Raw genomic sequence first — 20473 nt, 5'->3', positions numbered from 1 at the left:
TACTCCCTTATTTTCGAGCTTCGAAATAAACTGTTGGCTATGGTGAAGCACTTCCATGGGTGTCGTCAAATATTTACTTAGCCTTGTGATTTACCGCACATTTTTACCCGTTTTCCAGGGAAATATCAGACCGCGGAAGCCTGGATTAACCGCTGTTTGAAGCGCTGGGCAGCATGACTCTGTTCGCGATGTTTTGACCACACCAGCCACATCTCCGAAACGGCATCCTCCTCGGCGATAGCAACCCAGCGCATCTCGCGCAGCTGTACCCGCTTAAAGGAGGCCGGGAGTATCGACACGCCCAGCCCGGCGGCGACCAGGCCGATAATGGTCATCGCCTCTCCCACTTCCTGGGTAATGACCGGCGCCAGATCGTAGCGGCGCATCAGCCCCAGAATATCGTCATACAGGCCCGTCCCGACCTGCGGGTCAAAAAAGACAAACGGCTCTTTTGCCAGCTCTGCCAGCGAAACCGCCGGACGCGACGCCAGCGGGTGATCGTTCGGGATCATGGCCATCAGCGGTTCGCGCAGGATAACCTCCCATGCCAGCGTGTCCGGCAGCTGGGTATTACGCATCAGCCCCAGATCGAGCGCACCTTCGTTAAGCGGCGCAATCTGCTCCCGGGTATTAATTTCGCGCGTCTGAATATGCACGTCCGGAAAATGACGGCGGAATGACGAAAGCGTCTGCGAGACGGCGCTGATAAACGGCGCGGACGAGGTAAACCCGATGCGCAGCTCTCCGGCTTCCCCAAGATAGAGCCGTTCCGCCCGGGCAGCGGCGTCGTCGACCATGCTCAGAATTTGTCGGCTGTCGATCAGAAACTGCTTACCCGCTGCCGTCAGGCTCACGCTGCGGTTGGTGCGGGCCAGAAGACGCGCCCCGACCTGCTGTTCGAGGATTTGAATCTGCTGGCTTAAGGGCGGCTGAGAAATGTTCAGCCGTGCCGCCGCGCGGCCAAAATGCAGCTCCTCAGCGACGGCGACAAAGTAGCGAAGATGACGCAGCTCGATATTCATATTTCTAAAGTATCATTTGAGATTATTAATATATTAGACAGAATATTTACATTTTCCTACCCTGAAGAGGTGGTCATACCCGTCACCAGAAACCACGGGGATGTTTAAGCAAGGAAACTGTGTGAGTCGTACATCTACCATTGATATCGAGCCGGCCAGAGATATTAATGATTTGCCTGTAGCATCGCAGCCGGTTCAGTTCATCAAACGTGGTACCCCCCAGTTTATGCGCGTCACGCTGGCGCTCTTTTCCGCCGGTCTGGCAACGTTTGCCCTGCTCTACTGCGTTCAGCCGATCCTGCCCGTTCTCTCACACGAGTTTGGCGTATCGCCTGCCAGCAGCAGCGTTTCGCTTTCCATTTCAACCGGGATGCTGGCAATTGGCCTGCTTTTTACCGGCCCGCTCTCCGACGCCATTGGCCGTAAACAGGTGATGGTAACCGCCCTGATGCTGGCCTCGGTCTGTACGTTACTCTCGACAATGATGACCAGCTGGCACGGCATTTTGATGATGCGCGCGCTGATCGGGCTCTCGCTCAGCGGCGTGGCGGCAGTCGGGATGACCTATCTCAGCGAGGAGATCCACCCGAGCTTCGTCGCCTTTTCGATGGGGCTGTACATCAGCGGGAACTCGATTGGCGGCATGAGCGGGCGTCTGCTGAGCGGGGTATTCACGGACTTCTTTAGCTGGCGCATTGCGCTGGCGGTGATCGGGTGTTTTGCGCTGGCATCGGCCCTGATGTTCTGGAAAATCCTGCCGGAATCGCGCCATTTTCGCCCGACGTCTCTGCGCCCGAAAACGCTGTTTATCAACTTCCGCCTGCACTGGCGTGACAAAGGTTTACCGCGACTGTTTCTGATGGGATTCCTGCTGATGGGTTCCTTCGTGACGCTGTTTAACTATATTGGCTACCGGCTGATGCTCTCGCCGTGGCATCTGAATCAGGCCGTTGTGGGTTTGCTTTCCGTGGCCTATCTCACCGGTACGTGGAGCTCGCCGAAAGCCGGGGCGATGACGGCACGCTTTGGCCGCGGGCCGGTGATGCTGGTGTTTACCGCGGTGATGCTGCTCGGCCTGCTGCTGACGCTTTTCTCTTCCCTGTGGCTTATCTTTGCCGGGATGCTGCTCTTCTCCGCAGGCTTCTTCGCCGCTCACTCCGTCGCCAGCAGCTGGATTGGCCCGCGCGCGCGTCGCGCCAAAGGCCAGGCATCGTCGCTGTATCTGTTTAGCTATTATCTGGGCTCAAGCATCGCCGGGACGCTGGGCGGCGTGTTCTGGCATCACTACGGCTGGAACGGCGTGGGCGGATTTATCGCGCTGATGCTCTGTGCTGCACTGCTGGTGGGCGCAAGCCTTCATAAATGCCTGAGATAATCATCCTGCGGGCTGATGCCCGATCCAGATAAACGGCACCAGCTTACTGGTGCCGTTTCACGTTCAGGAATCCCAGGCCTGCTCTATCTTACCGGCTTCAAACTGCGGAGGCGGTTTTCGGAAGCGGCGCGTGAGCCAGGTCAGGTAAAGGACACCCAGTGCCGCCCAGATGAGGCCAAGCGTCAGGGACGTCGCTTCGAGGTTTACCCACAGCACGCCGACCGTTGCGGCACCAATGAGTGGCAGCAGGAAATAGTGGAGCCGATCTTTCCACGTTTTGTTCAGCCCCTTACGCCGCCAGAAATGGTTGTACACCGAGAGATTAACAAACGTAAACGCCACCAGCGCGCCAAAGTTGATCAGCGCCGTCGCGGTCACCAGATCAAAGTACAGGGCCGACAGCGCCACTATCCCTACCATAATCACGTTCAGGGCCGGAGTGCGCCATTTCGGATGCACGTAGCCAAACACCCGCTCAGGAAAGACGTTGTCACGCCCCATCACATACAATAAGCGTGAGACGCTGGCGTGCGAGGCCAGGCCTGAAGCGAGCGTATTCACAAACGTGGTGCACAGAAACACCGACTGGAAGAGCTTGCCGCCCACGTACAGCGCAATTTCCGGCAGCGCGGCGTCCGGGTTCTTGAAGCGCGCGATCGTCGGGAAAAAGAGCTGCATGAAAAACGAGGCAACAATAAATATCAGCCCGCCATACAGTGCGGTCAGGAAAATGGCTTTGGGAATAACCCGCGCCGCATTTGGCGTCTCTTCCGACAGCGTGGTGACTGCGTCAAAGCCGAGGAAAGAGAAGCAGACGATAGTCGCGCCGGTAATGATAGGAAGCAGGTGCGCGTTCTCGCTGATAAACGGCTGGAGCGACCAGACGGTGCCAACCCCCTCCCCCTTGTGCAGTCCATGCACTACCAGTATGACAAAGACCACCATGATGGCGACCTGCACCAGCACAAACAGAGTGTTAAAGTTGGCGACCAGGTTAACGCTTTTCAGGTTCGCCAGCGTCAGGATCGTCACAAACCCCACCACCCAGACCCAGGGCGGGACTTCAGGGAACAACGCGGAAAGGTAGATCTTCGCCAGCAGCACGTTGATCATCGGCAGGAAGAGATAGTCCAGCAGCGATGACCAGCCAACCATAAAGCCTAAGTGAGGGCCGATCGATTTCTGCGTGTAGGTATACGCGGAGCCCGCTTCCGGGAACTGTCGTACCAGTTTGCCGTAGCTGATGGCGGTAAACATGACGCCCGCCAGCGCCAGCAGATACGAGGCGGGCACGTGGCCATTGCTGATACCGGACACAATGCCGAAGGTATCAAACACGGTCATGGGAGTGAGGTAAGCCAGCCCCATCATGACCACCTGCCAGAGCTTGAGGGAACTGCGCAGCCGGGTTCTTCCGGCCATGCGCGGCGAGTCAAGAGAGGTGTTAGTCGCCATAAACCATCCCCCCCATGCTTACCGTGGTTTGCAATCGCGTTGACCGTAACGCAAACCTGCTTAGCAAAGGGGGAAGTTGTAAAGAACATACGCGATCGTACCAGCGCAGCGTCTCTCGCTCGCACTCACAGCAGGCGCCTGACTGGCCCCCTTCGCCCTGCGGATAGTTGAACATCTGCATCATTTCCTACCTCGTCACACAGTGTCGTTAAGAAAGTCCCTGTGCCGCCTGCGCTCCATAACGCGACTCCCGGGAGATAGCTGGCGTGCCAGCGAACGTTTCGGCCAGGCTCCGCGCAGGCCGTTTGGTGATACGTATGCGATGAAACAAAGCGGCCCCTTACCGGGGCTCGTCATCAGGCGTTTTTCAGCATCCACTCAATTTCTGTTTCGGTAATCAGGCGTTCAAACTGCAGTAATTCATCATTTTTGCAGGCGTGATAGACGTGGCAGAAACGTTCGCCCAGCCGCTCGCGAAGATGATCGTTTTGCATAAATTCCCACAGCGCATCGCTCTGACGAATCGGGAACGGCAGTCCGTCCTGCTCCAGACCATTGCCTTCCACTTCTTCCTGCAGGGGTAAATCGTTATCCAGCCCGTGCAGAATGCCGGCAAAAATCGCCGCCATCACCAGATACGGGTTCGCGTCTGCTCCCGCCACCCGGTACTCGACCCGATGGTTATGGCGATCGCCGCAGGGGATACGCAGGGCAACGGTGCGATTATTGTGTCCCCATGACGCCTGCGTCGGTACGTACATTCCCGGCTGGAAACGGCGGTAGGAGTTGACGTTCGGCGCCAGCAGCGCCATGGACGCAGGCATCAGATCGATCATCCCGGCCAGCGCGCGTTTCAGCAGCGCGGAATCCTCGCCGCTGGCGTCTGCGAGCACGTTTTCGCCTCGGTTGTTTTGCATGCTGATGTGGATATGCATCCCGCTGCCCGCATGCTCTTCATACGGCTTTGCCATAAACGTGGCGTGCATCTTATGTTTTTCCGCCATCTGCCTGACGAGACGTTTCAGTGCCAGCGCATCATCGCAGGCGTCGAGCACGTTTTCCGTATGGTGCAGGTTAATTTCAAACTGGCCCGGGGAGGCCTCAGCCACAGCTCCGTCGGCGGGGATCAGCTGCAGCTGCGCCAGTTCGTCAATGTCGTTCAGCACGTCAGCAAAGTGGTTCAGGTTATCAACCGAGTAGACCTGACTCTGCGTGTTACGTACGTCGGTACCCGGCGCGCAGGGTGGCTGCAGATAGCCGTCGGCATCGCGCTTACGGTCAAGTAAATAGAACTCCAGCTCTACCGCTACCACGGGGAACAGACCGCGCTGGCGCAGCTGCTGCCAGAGTCGGTTGAGTACGTTCCGCGGCTCAACGTCAAAGGGAGCGCCATCTTCATCGACCATGGTGAGCTGCACCTGACCAATGTATTCCGGGTCGGCGGCGGACGGCGTCAGGGTACCCGGTACCGGCACGCAGATACAGTCCGGCTCGCCGAGCTCCTGCCCCAGGCCCGCCTCTTCCACGACGTTACCCAAAATGTCCATGGCGAAAACCGATGCCGGGAAATAGCAGCCTTTTTCAAGCTTGCTCAGTCCGGCAACCGGGATGCGCTTGCCGCGAAAACAGCCGTTCAGGTCGGTCAGGAGGACATCAATAAACTGGGTGTCAGGATACTTTTCTAAATAGCGCTTCACTTCCTGCGTAAAGGCGCTGCCCCGCCTCTCATCCGTGTGCTGCACAAAGTTCTCAACTTCTACGATATTGGTTTCCATGATTTACCACCGTTTTTGGGATTTGCGTTCGCTGCTCTGGACTGTCAAATATAATGTCCACCCTATCGAATCTGTATGCAAACAAATTGTTTGTCAAATGTTAAATTAAGTTTGCAAAAGGCAGATCCCGTTGCTAGATTGAGAAAATATTGAACGAAAAGGCCGTTTCACAGGCGAGAATGGCCTAAATTTAGTCCACTTTGTGAGGGCGATCATGGAAAATATAATGAACAAGCCAGTTATTGGCGTAGTGATGTGCAGAAACAGGCTTAAGGGTCATGAGACCCAGACCCTGCAAGAAAAGTACCTGAATGCCATTATTAACGCGGGGGGCTTACCGATTGCCTTACCCCATGCGCTGGCAGAGCCAGAGCTACTTACCGCTCTGCTGCCAACCCTGGACGGGATTTACCTGCCGGGCAGCCCAAGTAACGTGCAGCCGCACCTTTATGGTGAAAACGGCGATGAGCCTGACGCCGATCCCGGGCGAGATCTTCTGAGTATGGCGCTGATTGCCGCCGCGCTCGAAAGGCGCATCCCCATTTTCGCCATCTGCCGGGGGCTGCAGGAACTGGTTGTTGCGACGGGAGGGACGCTGTATCGCCGCCTGTTCGAGCAGAACGACCTGCTTGAACACCGGGAAGATCCTGAACTGCCGGTTGAGCTACAATACGCCCCTTCTCATGAGGTTCAGGTTCAGGAGGGAGGACTGCTGTCTCAATTAATACCAGGCTGTAACACATTTTGGGTAAACTCGTTACACGGGCAAGGTGCACGATCGTTAGGACCACGGCTTCGCGTGGAGGCCCGTTCGACGGACGGGCTGGTCGAAGCGGTCAGCGTTCATGACCACCCTTTTGCCCTCGGCGTGCAATGGCACCCCGAATGGAACAGCAGCGAGTACGCCCTCTCACGTATGTTGTTTGATGGTTTTATCACCGCCTGTCAAAGCCACATTGCCGAGAAGCAACGGCTTTGACCACTACCGTAAAGGAAATGCAACTATGAGCGATGACGGACTGGCGCCAGGGAAACGTCTGTCTGAGATCCGCCAGCAATTGGGTCTCTCGCAGCGGCGTGCCGCCGAACTGTCTGGGTTAACACACAGTGCCATCAGCACCATTGAGCAGGACAAAGTGAGTCCTGCCATCAGTACGCTGCAAAAGCTGCTGAAAGTCTATGGGCTGTCGCTCTCGGAATTCTTTTCGGAACCGGAAAAACCTGATGAACCGCAGGTGGTTATTAATCAGGAAGACCTTATCGAAATAGGCAGTCAGGGAGTTTCGATGAAGCTGGTTCATAACGGAAATCCGAACCGTACGCTGGCGATGATTTTTGAAACTTACCAGCCTGGAACCACGACCGGAGAGAGGATCAAACATCAGGGTGAGGAGATCGGTACGATACTGGAAGGTGAAATAGTGCTGACCATTAATGGCCAGCCTTATCACCTGGTTGCGGGGCAGAGCTATGCCATCAATACCGGCATACCGCACAGCTTCAGCAATACCTCGGCAGGCATCTGCCGCATTATCAGTGCCCACACCCCCACCACGTTCTAATTACCACTCAGTCCCGGCGTAAGCGCACTTACGCCGGGACAAATAAAAACGATCAATGTCGGCATTCAACGGGTTAATTCCCGGGATGCCCCACGGCTTCGTATTGCCTGAAACGGCCATGCCTTTATTTATCTGATTGCGAAAGAAAGGAGTGAATATGCATTTTCAGCACCTGACTTACTGGCAGGATAAAGCAAAAAACAGCGCCATTGAGACCCGGTTATTTATTAACGGTGCCTATTGTGACGCCGCCGATAATGCCACGTTTGAAACCGTCAATCCCGCTACCCAACAGACGCTGGCGAACGTGGCCCGGGGCAAGCAGGCGGACGTGAACCGCGCGGTTCAGGCCGCACGTGAGGTATTTGAACGCGGCGACTGGTCACAGGCGTCTCCGGCGCAGCGCAAGGCCGTGCTCAATAAGCTCGCCGATTTAATGGAACGCCACGGCGAAGAGCTGGCCTTACTGGAAACGCTGGACACCGGTAAACCCATCCGCCACAGCCTGCGCGACGATATTCCCGGCGCGGCTCGCGCCATTCGCTGGTACGCCGAAGCGGCGGATAAAGTCTACGGCGAAGTGGCGCCTACGGGGCCGGGCGAGCTGGCGATGATCGTGCGCGAGCCGATCGGGGTTGTTGCGGCCATCGTCCCCTGGAACTTCCCGCTGCTGCTGGCCTGCTGGAAGCTGGGCCCGGCGCTGATCGCGGGCAATAGCGTGGTATTAAAACCGTCGGAGAAATCGCCGCTCACCGCCCTGCGCCTGGCCGGGCTGGCGAAGGAGGCGGGACTGCCGGACGGCGTGCTGAATGTGATAAGCGGTTACGGCCACGAAGCGGGCCAGGCGCTGGCACTGCATCCGGAGGTCGAAGTGCTGACGTTTACCGGCTCTACCCGTACCGGCAAGCAGCTGTTGAAGGACGCGGGAGAAAGCAACATGAAGCGCGTCTGGCTGGAGGCAGGCGGCAAGAGCGCCAACATTATCTTTGCCGACTGTCCGGACATGGACAAGGCCGTGAGCGCGACCGCCGCCGGGATTTTTTACAACCAGGGGCAAGTCTGTATCGCCGGTACCCGCCTGCTGCTCGAAAACAGCATCGCCGATGACTTCCTGGCAAGGCTGAAAGCGCAGGCCCGTCACTGGCAGCCGGGCGATCCGCTCGACCCGGACAGCACGATGGGCATGCTCATCGACGCTGCGCACGCCGATACCGTCCACACGTTTATTCGCGAGGGAGCCCGGAAAGGTACGCTGCTGCTGGACGGGCGGGAACAATCATGGCCTTCCGCAGTCGGTCCCACCATTTTTGTCGACATCGACCCTGCCTCCCCGCTGTGCCGGGAAGAGATTTTCGGGCCGGTGCTGGTTGTCACCCGTTTTAAAACCGAAGAGGAAGCCTTAACGCTGGCCAACGACAGTGAATATGGGCTTGGCGCGGCGGTATGGACCCGCGATCTCTCCCGGGCGCACCGCATGAGCCGCCGCCTGAAAGCCGGCTCGGTCTTCGTCAATAACTATAACGACGGTGACATGACCGTCCCCTTTGGCGGCTATAAGCAGAGCGGCAACGGTCGCGATAAGTCCCTGCACGCGCTGGAAAAATTTACCGAACTGAAAACCATCTGGATTGCCCTGGAGCCTCAATCATGACCGAACATACCACCAGCTACTACGCGGCCAGCGCGAATGCTTATGAACCTTTCCCGACGCTTAACGAGTCGATTAGCTGTGACGTGTGCGTGGTGGGCGGCGGCTATACCGGCCTCTCCTCCGCGCTGCATCTCGCCGAAATGGGCTACGACGTGGTGCTCCTTGAAGGGGCGCGCATCGGCTTCGGCGCCAGCGGACGCAACGGCGGCCAGCTGGTTAACTCCTACAGCCGCGATATCGACGTGATCGAGAAAAACTACGGACCCGATGCTGCGAAAGTGCTCGGGAGCATGATGTTTGAAGGCGGGGAGATCATCCGGGAGCGTATCCAGCGCTATCAGATCCAGTGCGACTATCGTCCCGGCGGGCTGTTTGTGGCGCTAAACCATAAGCAGCTGGAGACGCTGGAGGAGCAAAAGGCCAACTGGGAACGTTACGGCAACACCCAGCTGGAGCTGCTGGACGCCAGCGCCATCCGCCGGGAAGTCGACAGCGACCGCTATACCGGTGCGCTGCTGGACCGCAGCGGGGGGCACATTCATCCGCTGAACCTGGCGATCGGCGAAGCGGACGCCATTCGCCTGAACGGTGGGCGTGTATATGAACAGTCTCCGGTGACCGCCATTCAGCACACCAGCCCGGCAATAGTAAGCACGCAGCATGGCCAGGTCACGGCCCGCTACGTGATCGTCGCCGGGAATGCCTATCTGGGCGATAAGATAGAACCGGAGCTGGCAAAACGCAGCATGCCCTGCGGCACCCAGGTGGTGACCACCGCCCCGCTGCCGGAGGAGGTCGCCCACACGCTGATCCCCAATAACTACTGCGTGGAAGATTGCAATTATCTGCTGGATTACTACCGTCTCACCGCCGACAACCGCCTGCTGTACGGCGGTGGCGTCGTCTATGGCGCGCGCGATCCGGACGATGTCGAGCGCCTGGTGATGCCAAAGCTGCTGAAAACCTTCCCTCAGCTGGCAGGCGTCAAAATCGACTACCGCTGGACGGGCAACTTCCTGCTGACCCTGTCGCGGATGCCGCAGTTTGGCCGTCTGGACAAGAACATCTATTACATGCAGGGCTACAGCGGCCACGGCGTGACCTGCACCCACCTGGCCGGGCGGCTGATCTCGGAACTGTTGCGCGGTGACGCTGAGCGCTTTGATGCGTTTGCCAACCTCCCGCACTACCCCTTCCCGGGCGGTCGCAGCCTGCGGATTCCATTCACGGCGATGGGCGCGGCGTACTACAGCCTGCGCGATCGTCTTGGCGTATGATCGTTTCGACAAAAGGGTAACTGACATGAGTAACCAGGAATTTCATCAGCGCAGACTTTCTGCCACCCCGCGCGGCGTAGGCGTAATGTGTAATTTCTTTGCCCGCACGGCGGAGAATGCCACCCTCACCGACGTGGAAGGCAACGACTATATTGATTTCGCCGCCGGGATCGCGGTGCTGAATACCGGCCATCGTCATCCTGAACTGGTGGCCGCAGTGGAAAAACAGCTTCACCAGTTCACCCACACGGCCTACCAGATTGTGCCGTATGAAAGCTATGTTTCATTAGCCGAGAAACTTAACGAGCTGGCCCCGGTCCAGAGCCCGGCCAAAACGGCGTTCTTCACCACGGGCGCGGAAGCGGTGGAAAACGCCATTAAAATCGCCCGGGCCCACACCGGCAGACCGGGCGTGATTGCCTTCGGGGGAGGCTTTCACGGCCGAACCTATATGACCATGGCCTTAACTGGCAAGGTCGCGCCTTATAAGCTGGGATTTGGCCCCTTCCCGGGGTCGGTTTATCACGTGCCGTATCCCTCCGAGCTGCACGGCATCACGACGCAGGATGCCATCACGGCGATAGAGCGCCTGTTCAAAGCGGATATTGAGGCGAAACAGGTGGCGGCGATTATTTTTGAACCCATTCAGGGTGAAGGCGGATTCAACGTCGCCCCGCCAGAGCTGGTGGCCGCCATTCGCCGAATCTGTGATGAGCACGGGATCGTGATGATTGCCGACGAAGTGCAGAGCGGCTTCGCCCGTACGGGTAAACTGTTTGCCATGGAACACTACGCGGACAAGCCCGACCTGATGACGATGGCGAAAAGCCTGGCAGGCGGAATGCCGCTGTCTGGCGTGGTGGGTCGCGCCGAAATCATGGACGCGCCGGCTCCCGGCGGTCTGGGGGGGACCTATGCAGGCAACCCGCTTGCGGTGGCCGCCGCGCACGCGGTGCTGAAGATTATCGACAACGAGTCACTGTGCGCCCGCGCCTGCCATCTGGGGGATCGACTGAAAGCCACGCTGGAGGAGATTCAGGGCACCTTCCCTGCGCTCGTGGCGATAAGGGGGAGAGGATCGATGATTGCGGCGGAGTTTTTTGATCCCGAGAGTCATGAGCCTTCGGCCGCCATCGCGCAGGCGATACAGCAAAAGGCGCTCGCCCAGGGCCTGCTGTTATTGATCTGCGGCCAGTACGGCAACGTGATCCGCTTCCTTTATCCGCTGACCATTCCGGATGCTCAGTTCAACCAGGCGCTGGCGATCCTGCAACAGGTTATGCGCGATAAGTCCTGAGTGCCCACCGAAAACCGTCTCCCGGCATTCCGGAGACGGTTTCAACGGAGGAGATCGGCATAGATTTCCTCCGTGTGGGAAATGTTGGGGAATTTGGTCTGTTTCATTGTATGCTCCCTGAAACACATCCCTGGCAAGAGGAAATAAGAATTGCAAAAAACATCCGCCTATCAGTCACTTGTGAAAACCTTCCAGCGCCTCTCTCGCTTCTCGCATCTCTCCTCCATCGCCAGCTGGGACATGTTCACCATGATGCCGCCAGGCGGCAGCGCCGCGCGCGGTGAAGCGCTGGCAGAGATGAGCGTCCTGCAACATCAGATCCTGACCGATAAAAAAGTCGGCGACCTGTTAGCGGCCGCAGCAGGGGAAGATCTGAATGACGTCGAACAGGCCAACCTGCGTGAAATGACGCGACAGTATCAGCAGGCTACCCTGCTGCCGGAATCGCTGGTGGAAGCCAAATCCCTGGCGGGCAGCAGGTGCGAGCACGCCTGGCGTACGCAGCGTCCCGCGAACGACTGGCAGGGCTTTTCCGCCAACCTGAAAGAAGTGGTGAAACTCAGCCGTGAAGAAGCCCGCCTGCGCGCAGAAGCCAAAGGCTGTACGCCGTACGACGCGCTGCTGGATATTTTTGAACCGGACATGACCAGCGCGCGCCTGGACGTGCTGTTTGGTGATGTGAAAACCTGGCTGCCAGACCTGCTGGCAAGCGCGGTGGAGAAACAGGCTCAGCGGTCGTTCGTTCCGCCGCAGGGCCCCTTCCCGACGGCAACCCAGCGCGAACTGGGTCTGGAAGCCATGAAGATGCTCGGCTTCGATTTCAACGGCGGTCGCCTGGACGTGAGCGCGCACCCGTTCTGCGGCGGCGTACCGGAAGACGTGCGCATCACCACGCGCTATGATGAAGACGAGCTGCTCAGCGCGCTGTTTGGCGTGATCCACGAAACCGGACACGCGCGCTACGAACAAAACCTGCCGCGCGCGTGGGCAGGCCAGCCTATTGCCCTGGCCCGCTCAACCGCGATCCATGAATCCCAGAGCCTGTTCTTTGAGATGCAGTTGGGACGCAGCGAAGCCTTCCTTAAGCACCTCCTCCCTGCCGTTCACGCCCGCTTTGGCAGCCAGGCGGCGTTCAGCGAAGAGAACTTTATCGCCTGGAACCAGCGCGTGAAGCCAGGCTATATCCGCGTCGATGCCGACGAAGTGAGCTACCCGGCACACGTGGTGCTGCGCTATGAGATTGAGCGCGCGCTGATCAACGGCGAGATCGAGGTGGACGATATCCCCGCCCTGTGGGATGAGAAAATGCAGGCCTGGCTCGGGTTGTCTACCAAAGACAACTACCGCAACGGCTGCATGCAGGATATCCACTGGACCGACGGCGGGTTTGGTTACTTCCCGTCGTACACGCTGGGCGCGATGTATGCCGCGCAGCTGTTCCATGCTGCAAAGACCGCGCTTCCGGGACTGGCGTCCTCCATCGCTGAAGGGGATTTTTCCGCCCTCTTTGAGTGGCTGCGTCAGAACATCTGGCAGCACGGTAGCCGCTTTAGCACGTCGCAGTTAATCACCCAGGCGACGGGGGAAGATCTGAATATCCGCTACTTCCGCGAACACCTGACCTCACGCTACCTGTAATGATAAGGCCGGGGTTCTTCCCCGGCCTTGTACATATGGTTACACGCCGATACCAATCACTCACGGAAACCCCGAATTTACAGGGATATAGTTATTTCAACGGCCCCGCAGTGGGGTTAAATGAAAAACCAAATTCGAGGGTATGAACATGAAAAAAGTATTAGCTCTGGTTGTTGCCGCTGCTATGGGTCTGTCTTCTGCTGCGTTTGCTGCTGAAACCACTGCTGCACCAGCTGCTGCGGCGCCTGCTGCAACGACCACCGCGGCGCCAGCAAAAACCGTGCATCACAAGAAACACCACAAAGCCGCTAAACCGGCTGCAGAGCAAAAAGCGCAGGCAGCTAAAAAGCACCACAAAAAAGCCGCTAAACCAGCCGTAGAGCAGAAGGCTCAGGCTGCGAAAAAGCACCACAAGAAAGCCGCTAAACCAGCCGTAGAGCAGAAAGCCCAGGCTGCGAAAAAGCATCACAAAAAAGCAGTAAAACACGAAGCTGCTAAACCAGCTGCACAGCCAGCTGCGTAAGCGTACAAGCTTAACCGTGCCCTGCGGGGCACGTTGGTAAACCGGCGCTGAACCGGAAAAGGTTCTGCGCCGTTTTTTTTATCCGGAGGGCGTATGCTGCGACGCTATCGGTTTGAGCTGATTCTTATCCTGCTTATTTTATGCGCGCTCATCGCCAGCCATTTTTATCTTTCCTGAATGTAGCACGCTGATTTTACTCCCACTTTAGCGCCGTCCCGTCTATAGTATTTTCATAGGGTTCACTTTTAATAATCATAATTACCCCCACCAGAGTGTGATATGCGTAAATCTGTTGTGTTGTTGCTGGGAACGTTTGGCCTTTTTTCTGGATTTTCACAGGCGGATGATGGCGGTGATAACGCCATTAGCGCGAAAGAGCTAAAAACGCTTTTTTTCGGTCATGACGATCGTACTCGCGTCACCGATCCTACCCAGGCTCCCTGGGACGCTATAGGCCAACTGGAAACCGCCAGCGGCAACCTGTGTACCGCGACGTTAATCACCCCGCAATTAGCGCTGACGGCGGGCCACTGCCTGTTGACGCCACCCAACGGTAAGCCAGACAAAGCGGTTGTCTTACGATTTGTGTCGCAAAAAGGGATCTGGCGCTATGAAATCCACGGCATTGAAGGCCGGGTTGATGCTTCTCTTGGGAAGCGTCTTAAACCGGATGGCGACGGCTGGATTGTGCCGCCCGCGGCAGCCTCGTGGGATTTTGGCCTGATTATTTTGCGCTACCCGCCTTCGGGCATTACGCCGCTGCCGTTATTTGACGGCGATAAAGCGGCGCTCACCGCCGCGCTGAAAGCCGCCGACCGCAAGGTAACGCAGTCAGGCTACCCGGTCGATCATCTCGATGCGCTTTACACCCACACGGACTGTATCGTGACGGGCTGGGCGCAGACCAGCGTGCTTTCCCATCAGTGCGATACGTTGCCTGGCGACAGCGGTTCACCGCTGATGCTGAAAACCGATAACGGCTGGCAGTTGATTGGGGTTCAAAGCTCCGCCCCGGCGGCGAAAGACCGCTGGCGAGCCGATAACCGGGCCTTATCCGTCACCGGTTTTCGCGATAAGCTGGAAGCGCTGGCTAAGGAGTAAGCCAGCGCGGCTGTCTGTGAATCAGGGTTACCGATTGATCAGGCGAGTTTTATCATGATCATGCCCGCGAGCAGCAAGATCAGCCCTATCCAGCCTTTATTATTTAAACGCTGCCCGAAAAGCACCCACCCTGCGGCCAGGGTGGCGGCGATACCAAAACCGCCCCACAGCGCATAGGCCACAGACAGATCGATACCTTTGACCGCCTGAGACAGGGCGCTAAATGCCCCCAGCACTGCGGCAATCGACATCAGGCCATAAACCTTACGGCGAAAACCGTCAGAGAATTTCAGCAGAACGTTCGCCAGAATTTCCAGCACGATGGCGAAGCCCAGCCAGGCCGCATGAACCCATTCAAACTGTTGCATGGTTCTGCTCCTTCTGCTGTTTTGTCGGTTTACGGGTACCTGATTTAATCAGCACGATACCCGCGACCAGCGTCGTTAACCCGGCGACCTTCATTGTTGTTAATGTTTCGTCGAATATCAGAACGCTGAACAGCGTAATCAATAAAATACCGATCCCTTCCCACAGCGCATAGGCCACACCCAGCGCAATTTTCTTCACTGCAAATGAGAGGAAAATATAGGAAAGGGATATCATCACCAGCATTAAAATAAAACCGGTATTGCCCTCGCTGACGCTTGCCCATTTCATTGACAGCGTGCCGGTAATTTCAGCGAGGATAGCCAGGGCTAATAAGATCCAGTAAAACATGTTTTTCTCCTGCTTGAGAATATAATCCATCGTGGCCCGCCGCATGCAGCAAACCAAAAAAATATGAAATTAAATCAGATAGCTAAGCGCGTAGCGCCAGCTCAGGCAGAAGAGGTGACTATAGTGCGGTGCGCCAGTGTTGCTCACCAGCAATCAGGCAGAAGGAGGTAGAAAATAGAGCAGCGTTGTTTGAAGAATAGGTCCTGAACAAATTGTCCATAAAATTACAATTATCCGCGTTGTTGCTTCTCGTCTTTGCGGATGAAAATTGTCCTCGGTAGTTGAACACGCCAAATTTGTACCATAACTGAAGATTTTACTCAAAGTCTTTTCAATTCTTTACCCATCCCGTTTGATTTTGGTTAGTTTATTGCAGGACGTTTACCCTCTATTATAAATAAAAAGCGTTTTTTGGAGTCACCATGGCTAAACCCATTATTACCCTCAACGGGTTAAAAATTGTCATCATGCTGGGCATGCTGGTGATCATACTCACGGGCGTTCGTTTTGCCGCCGACATCATTGTGCCCTTTATTCTGGCCCTGTTTGTTGCGGTGATCCTTAACCCACTGGTCCGGCGCATGACGCGGCTGCGCATCCCGCGCGTGCTGGCAATTACCCTGCTAATTAGCGTCATTATTTTCGCCATGGTGTTACTGGTTGCGTATCTGGGTACCTCGTTGAACGAACTGGCGCGAACGCTGCCGAAATACCGTTCCTCGCTGGCGATGCCGCTGCTGCAGCTTGAGCCCTGGCTTCAGCGCGCGGGAATAGAAGTCTCGGTTGAGGAGCTTCTTAAATATATCGACCCTAATGCGGCCATGACCATCGTCACAGGCCTGCTGACGCAGCTTTCCAATGCCATGACCTCCATTTTCCTGCTGTTTTTAACGGTGGTGTTCATGCTGCTGGAGGTGCCACAGCTGCCCGCAAAGTTACAGCAAATCATGGTTCGTCCGGTTGAAGGAATGGGCGCTATTCAGCGCGCGCTGGACAGCGTTTCACGCTATCTGGTACTGAAAACCGTCATCAGCCTGGTCACCGGGGTGGTGGTCTGGGGAATGCTGGTGGCGCTGGACGTCCGCTTTGCGTTCGTCTGGGGGTTACTGGCATTTGCGCTCAATTACATTCCTAATATCGGCTCCGTGCTGGCGGCAATCCCCCCTATTCTTCAGGTGCTGGTGTTCAGCGGATTTTATGATGCGCTGATTCTGCTGGCCGGCTATCTGGCGATTAACCTGGTATTCGGGAATATTCTTGAACCGCGAATGATGGGGCGTGGGCTGGGGCTTTCGACGCTGGTCGTCTTTTTGTCCCTGATTTTCTGGGGCTGGCTGCTCGGTCCCGTAGGCATGCTGCTCTCCGTTCCGCTGACCATCATCGTGAAGATTGGTCTGGAACAGACGGCGGGCGGGCAAAGCATCGCCGTGCTGCTGAGCGATATGAGCCATCAATAGCCGTCATTCCGCCATCGACATGAGGGGCTTGTTTGCCCTTCCTCCTTCACGGTAAGCCCTGAGCGCCCTCTGCCAGTCCGTCAGAGGGTACACCGTTCCGGGGCTGTACGCACTGGCGCGCATCCGGGGCCAGATTTGATCGAACTCCGCGCGCCACGCCTCTGCGCTGAGCCCATCCAGATAGTTACGAATATGGAACCACGCTACGCGCGGCAGGGGCCGCTGCTGGCGGAAGGTCTGCCCGGAGAGCAGCCCGTAGCAGACAAATATGCCCTGCTCCGGCAGCACGCTCAGGATCGCTTCCGCCAGCGCCCCGCCGGTTGCATCGTAAACGACGTCGGCACGCGCGGCAACGGAGAGGATCCGCTGCATGTCATGCTGTGCGACAGGAACGATCCCCATCGCCGCCAGCCGTTCGGCGTGAACGGGCGAACGATGAATACCGTACACCGCCTCTGCCCCCGCCAGACGCGCCCACTGCCCGAGCAGAATAGCGCAATCCGAACCGGCGGCCGTGAGCAGCACCCGCTTTCCCCGCGGTGGATAGTGGCTCAACATCATCTGCGCCGCCAGCGGGTTGATATAGGCCCGCGCGGCCAGGCGTGAGTCGACATCATCCGGCACGGGGATCGCATACTCTGCCGGGCAATCCGCATAGCGCTGCCAGGTGCCCTGCCCGCGCAGCGGCAGAACGCGTTTACCCGGCAGATGCGCAAAAGACGCGGGCGCCTGAATGACAACGCCGACGCCTTCATAGCCCGCGACGGCGGGCAGCGGGGTTCTGTGGCGGTAAGCGCCGGTAATGGGAATGAGATCGGATGCGTTCACCGGCGCATACAGCATTTGCACGCGGAGGTGTCCCGGCGCAAGCGCGCCCGGCAGCGCGGTTTCAGGTTGCAGAACAGATTCTGGCTCGCCAAAACGGCGATACCAGAGGGCCAGATTTTCCATTACGATCTCACGGCTGACGGCGGAATACTTAATCGCGCCAGCCCATTGCCGGTGCGACATGTTTGAGAATGGACTCAATCACGTGCGCATTGTAATCCACACCGAGCTGGTTCGGTACGGTCAGTAATAACGTATCAGCCTCGGCAATCGCCTCGTCCTTCTTCAGCTGTTCAATCAGCCTGTCAGGCTCCGCGGCATAGCTGCGCCCGAAGATCGCGCGCGTTTTTTCATCAAGATACCCCACGCTATCACTGTCGTTGCGGCTGGCACCGAAGTACATCCGGTCGCGGTCGTCCATCAGGGCAAAAATACTGCGGCTGACCGAGACGCGCGGCTCGCGCGCATGCCCTGCCTCTTTCCAGGCCTGACGATAGGCGCGGATCTGTTTTGCCTGCTGAATATGGAACGGCTCACCGGTTTCATCGTCTTTCAGGGTTGAGCTTTGCAGGTTCATGCCGAGCTTAGCGGCCCATACCGCCGTCGCATTTGAACCGGCGCCCCACCAGATACGCTCCCGCAGCCCTTCAGAATACGGTTCCAGGCGCAGCAGCCCAGGCGGATTGGGGAACATCGGCTGTGGATTCGGTTTTGCAAACCCTTCGCCGCGCAGCACCTCAAGCAGCACCTCGGTATGACGGCGCGCCATGTCCGCTTCGTTTTCCCCTTCCTGCGGGACATAGCCGAAATGACGCCAGCCATCAATGACCTGCTCCGGGGAGCCGCGGCTGATGCCAAGCTGCAAACGGCCGCCGGAGATCAGATCTGCCGCGCCCGCATCCTCGGCCATATACATCGGGTTTTCATAGCGCATATCAATCACGCCCGTACCGATTTCAATGGTTTTCGTTTTCGCGCCTATTGCCGCCAGAAGAGGGAACGGCGAGCTAAGCTGACGAGCGAAGTGGTGCACGCGGAAATAGGCGCCGTCTGCGCCCAGCTCTTCAGCGGCCACGGCCAGGTCGATGGACTGCAGCAGCGTGTCTGCCGCCGAGCGCGTGCCGGACTGCGGAGAAGGCGTCCAGTGACCAAACGATAAAAACCCGATCTTTTTCATAACCCTGTGTCCTGATAATGCGTTGCGTTCTGTCCACTTTACGCATTACCCGGTAAGAATAAATGCCGTTTATTTAACGGAAAGCATCAAATAAATTGACGGAATAGAGGGGTTCGTCATTCCGCTCCATAATGGATATAATATCCCCCACTTTTTTATGGCAGGTAAAACCGGCAATGGCTCTGATCCCTAAAAACTACGCGCGACTGGAAAGCGGCTATCGCGAGAAAGCATTAAAAATCTATCCCTGGGTCTGCGGACGCTGCTCGCGGGAGTTCGTCTATTCCAACCTGCGTGAATTGACGGTTCACCATATCGATCATGACCATACTAACAACCCGGAAGATGGCAGCAACTGGGAGCTGTTGTGCCTGTTTTGCCACGATCACGAGCATTCGAAATACACCGAAGCGGATCAGTACGGCACCACCGTGGTCGCAGGTGAAGACGCGCAAAAAGACGTGGGTGTCGCCACGTTTAACCCGTTTGCCGATTTAAAAGCGATGATGGATAAGAAGAAGTAATCTTTCACCGCCTGTACCTGCCGGATTGGCGGCTCAGGGGCGCACGCCCGGTTGGTGCGCCATGCCATGAACCGGCCGCTTTCACACCAGACTCTCCAGCCATTCGGTAAATACCCGCACCTTGCGGGAGAGATGACGGTGTGGGTAGAGCAGTGACAGCTTGCGGTCCGGCGAGCGATAGTCCGGCAGGACTTCAACCAGAAGACCGCGGTCAAGGTAAGGCTGGAGAAAAAGATTCATCCCCTGCATTAACCCCAGCCCGGCAAGGCCTGCCGCGATGTAGGCCTCGGAGTTATCCACGACAAGCTTACCGGGCAGGGTAATCTCCGCGATGCCTTCCGGCGTGGTAAACGTCCACGGATGAATTTGTCTGCTGCTGTTATTAATCCAGTTGATGGCCTGATGCTGGCGTAAATCCTCCAGCGTTTCTGGCGTACCATTTTTTGCCAGCCAGGCCGGGCTGGCGCAGGTCGTGATTTTGATGTTCCCAATTTTACGCGCGATATACTCGCCGTCCTCCAGCTCCCCCACCCGCAGCACGCAGTCCAGGCCATCGCGCAGCATATCCCGACGGCGATCCGAGCTGCTCAGAATAATGTCGATCTCAGGATGCTGACGATAAAAATCGGGCAGATTGGGGATGACTCGCAGCGTGGCAAAAGAGACAGGCATATCCACACGCAGCTGACCGTGTATTGCCCGGTCCGTACCAAACGACTCCAGTAATTCGTCCGCCTGCGCCAGCAGGGGTTTACTCCGGCGATAAAACGCTTCCCCATCCGGCGTCAGGCTAATCCGTCGCGTTGTGCGCTGCAGTAGCCGCGTGCCGCTGTGTTGCTCCAGAAACTGTAATGCTTTGGTGACTGCCGGGCGATGGATCTGCAGATTCTCCGCCGCCTGGGTAAGGCTGCCTGACTCGACAATTTCAATAAAAATTCGAATAGATTCAAAAAGGTTTATTTGCATATGGGATGTCTTGCCGCGAACGGGAGAAAATGATTGTTATTGATTTTATAACAGTGATGAATTTTTCTGGCTATTTTTCCTAACAATCTTACTCTCTACACTCTCCCTCATTCAAACGTAAGGGAGAG

Annotated in this window: 22 protein-coding genes; 12 read left to right on the top strand and 10 right to left on the bottom strand. The window is 57.1% G+C overall.

The genetic code is table 11. The features are described from left to right. Positions 1-125 precede the first annotated feature (125 nt). Entirely contained in the window at positions 126-1022 is an 897-nt protein-coding gene (locus tag AC2FAJ_RS02060) for a LysR family transcriptional regulator (RefSeq protein WP_028012978.1), read from the bottom strand. Positions 1023-1143: 121 nt separating this feature from the next. Here AC2FAJ_RS02060 and AC2FAJ_RS02055 point away from each other — a divergent pair, with 121 nt between their 5' ends. Further along, positions 1144-2397, top strand: a complete 1254-nt coding sequence (locus AC2FAJ_RS02055) for an MFS transporter (protein WP_041912016.1) — start codon at positions 1144-1146, stop codon at positions 2395-2397. Between the two features lie 63 nt (positions 2398-2460). On the opposite strand, the gene AC2FAJ_RS02050 is transcribed toward AC2FAJ_RS02055, so the two are convergent. The 3 genes from AC2FAJ_RS02050 to AC2FAJ_RS02040 form a co-directional block, all read right to left on the bottom strand. Beyond that, complete coding sequence (locus AC2FAJ_RS02050) at positions 2461-3852, bottom strand: APC family permease (protein ID WP_041910246.1); 1392 nt, start codon at positions 3850-3852, stop codon at positions 2461-2463. Continuing rightward, the gene (locus AC2FAJ_RS02045) at positions 3842-4027 is read right to left on the bottom strand and encodes a hypothetical protein (protein ID WP_418250462.1); all 186 of its coding nucleotides are present in this window, start codon (positions 4025-4027) and stop codon (positions 3842-3844) included. The genes AC2FAJ_RS02050 and AC2FAJ_RS02045 overlap by 11 nt, the downstream gene beginning before the upstream one ends. A 181-nt stretch (positions 4028-4208) precedes the next feature. Continuing rightward, a complete protein-coding gene (locus AC2FAJ_RS02040) occupies positions 4209-5627 on the bottom strand; it encodes a glutamine synthetase family protein (protein ID WP_024909135.1) in 1419 nt (472 codons plus the stop codon). 214 nt (positions 5628-5841) lie between these two features. Between AC2FAJ_RS02040 and puuD the strand changes: the two genes are divergently transcribed. The 9 genes from puuD to AC2FAJ_RS01995 all read left to right on the top strand — a co-directional run bounded on the left by puuD (position 5842) and on the right by AC2FAJ_RS01995 (position 14676). Beyond that, positions 5842-6606, top strand: a complete 765-nt coding sequence (gene puuD / locus AC2FAJ_RS02035) for a gamma-glutamyl-gamma-aminobutyrate hydrolase (RefSeq protein WP_041912017.1) — start codon at positions 5842-5844, stop codon at positions 6604-6606. A 25-nt stretch (positions 6607-6631) separates the two neighbouring features. Continuing rightward, entirely contained in the window at positions 6632-7189 is a 558-nt protein-coding gene (puuR, locus tag AC2FAJ_RS02030) for an HTH-type transcriptional regulator PuuR (RefSeq protein ID WP_013096835.1), read from the top strand. Positions 7190-7346: 157 nt separating this feature from the next. Then, positions 7347-8840 (top strand): aldehyde dehydrogenase PuuC, encoded by a 1494-nt coding sequence (puuC, locus tag AC2FAJ_RS02025; RefSeq protein ID WP_188245652.1) that lies wholly within the window; start codon positions 7347-7349, stop codon positions 8838-8840. Continuing rightward, positions 8837-10117, top strand: a complete 1281-nt coding sequence (locus tag AC2FAJ_RS02020) for an NAD(P)/FAD-dependent oxidoreductase (protein ID WP_045630213.1) — start codon at positions 8837-8839, stop codon at positions 10115-10117. The genes puuC and AC2FAJ_RS02020 overlap by 4 nt, the downstream gene beginning before the upstream one ends. Before the next feature lie 25 nt (positions 10118-10142). After that, positions 10143-11414 carry a 4-aminobutyrate transaminase gene (gene puuE, locus AC2FAJ_RS02015; protein ID WP_485453749.1) on the top strand — a complete coding sequence of 424 codons (1272 nt, stop codon included), beginning with the start codon at positions 10143-10145 and terminating at the stop codon, positions 11412-11414. Between the two features lie 150 nt (positions 11415-11564). Next, positions 11565-13052, top strand: a complete 1488-nt coding sequence (locus AC2FAJ_RS02010; protein ID WP_485453748.1) for a carboxypeptidase M32 — start codon at positions 11565-11567, stop codon at positions 13050-13052. A gap of 148 nt (positions 13053-13200) precedes the next feature. Then, positions 13201-13575: an acid resistance repetitive basic protein Asr gene (asr, locus tag AC2FAJ_RS02005; RefSeq protein ID WP_032642591.1), complete on the top strand. Its 375-nt coding sequence runs from the start codon at positions 13201-13203 to the stop codon at positions 13573-13575. Between the two features lie 93 nt (positions 13576-13668). Further along, the gene (gene ydgU, locus AC2FAJ_RS02000; protein ID WP_021241182.1) at positions 13669-13752 is read left to right on the top strand and encodes a small membrane protein YdgU; all 84 of its coding nucleotides are present in this window, start codon (positions 13669-13671) and stop codon (positions 13750-13752) included. Between the two features lie 102 nt (positions 13753-13854). Beyond that, positions 13855-14676: a trypsin-like serine peptidase gene (locus AC2FAJ_RS01995; RefSeq protein ID WP_028012967.1), complete on the top strand. Its 822-nt coding sequence runs from the start codon at positions 13855-13857 to the stop codon at positions 14674-14676. A gap of 38 nt (positions 14677-14714) precedes the next feature. Here the strand turns inward: AC2FAJ_RS01995 and mdtI are convergent, their stop codons facing one another. The 3 genes from mdtI to AC2FAJ_RS01980 all read right to left on the bottom strand — a co-directional run bounded on the left by mdtI (position 14715) and on the right by AC2FAJ_RS01980 (position 15682). Further along, positions 14715-15044: a multidrug/spermidine efflux SMR transporter subunit MdtI gene (gene mdtI, locus AC2FAJ_RS01990; protein ID WP_028012966.1), complete on the bottom strand. Its 330-nt coding sequence runs from the start codon at positions 15042-15044 to the stop codon at positions 14715-14717. Continuing rightward, complete coding sequence (gene mdtJ, locus AC2FAJ_RS01985; RefSeq protein WP_028012965.1) at positions 15031-15393, bottom strand: multidrug/spermidine efflux SMR transporter subunit MdtJ; 363 nt, start codon at positions 15391-15393, stop codon at positions 15031-15033. The genes mdtI and mdtJ overlap by 14 nt, the downstream gene beginning before the upstream one ends. A 118-nt stretch (positions 15394-15511) precedes the next feature. Then, positions 15512-15682, bottom strand: a complete 171-nt coding sequence (locus AC2FAJ_RS01980) for a protein YdgV (RefSeq protein ID WP_088205359.1) — start codon at positions 15680-15682, stop codon at positions 15512-15514. Positions 15683-15815: 133 nt separating this feature from the next. On the opposite strand from AC2FAJ_RS01980, the gene AC2FAJ_RS01975 reads away from it, so the two are divergent. Continuing rightward, complete coding sequence (locus AC2FAJ_RS01975; RefSeq protein WP_485453747.1) at positions 15816-16850, top strand: AI-2E family transporter; 1035 nt, start codon at positions 15816-15818, stop codon at positions 16848-16850. A gap of 3 nt (positions 16851-16853) precedes the next feature. On the opposite strand, the gene AC2FAJ_RS01970 is transcribed toward AC2FAJ_RS01975, so the two are convergent. Both AC2FAJ_RS01970 and AC2FAJ_RS01965 read right to left on the bottom strand, forming a co-directional pair. After that, positions 16854-17801 (bottom strand): zinc-dependent alcohol dehydrogenase family protein, encoded by a 948-nt coding sequence (locus AC2FAJ_RS01970; protein WP_485453746.1) that lies wholly within the window; start codon positions 17799-17801, stop codon positions 16854-16856. Positions 17802-17829: 28 nt separating this feature from the next. Next, a complete protein-coding gene (locus AC2FAJ_RS01965) occupies positions 17830-18855 on the bottom strand; it encodes an LLM class flavin-dependent oxidoreductase (RefSeq protein WP_048956325.1) in 1026 nt (341 codons plus the stop codon). Positions 18856-19031: 176 nt separating this feature from the next. Here AC2FAJ_RS01965 and yajD point away from each other — a divergent pair, with 176 nt between their 5' ends. After that, positions 19032-19379 carry an HNH nuclease YajD gene (yajD, locus tag AC2FAJ_RS01960; protein WP_003857471.1) on the top strand — a complete coding sequence of 116 codons (348 nt, stop codon included), beginning with the start codon at positions 19032-19034 and terminating at the stop codon, positions 19377-19379. An 81-nt stretch (positions 19380-19460) separates the two neighbouring features. Here yajD and AC2FAJ_RS01955 read toward each other — a convergent pair whose 3' ends face one another. Further along, on the bottom strand, positions 19461-20345 hold the full coding sequence (locus AC2FAJ_RS01955; protein ID WP_041910264.1) for a LysR family transcriptional regulator: 885 nt from the start codon (positions 20343-20345) through the stop codon (positions 19461-19463). Positions 20346-20473 lie beyond the last annotated feature (128 nt).

This window comes from Enterobacter cloacae complex sp. 385G4, assembly GCF_057320665.1.
Note: the sequence above shows the minus strand (reverse complement) of the source record. Positions and strands in the feature narration are given on the sequence as shown.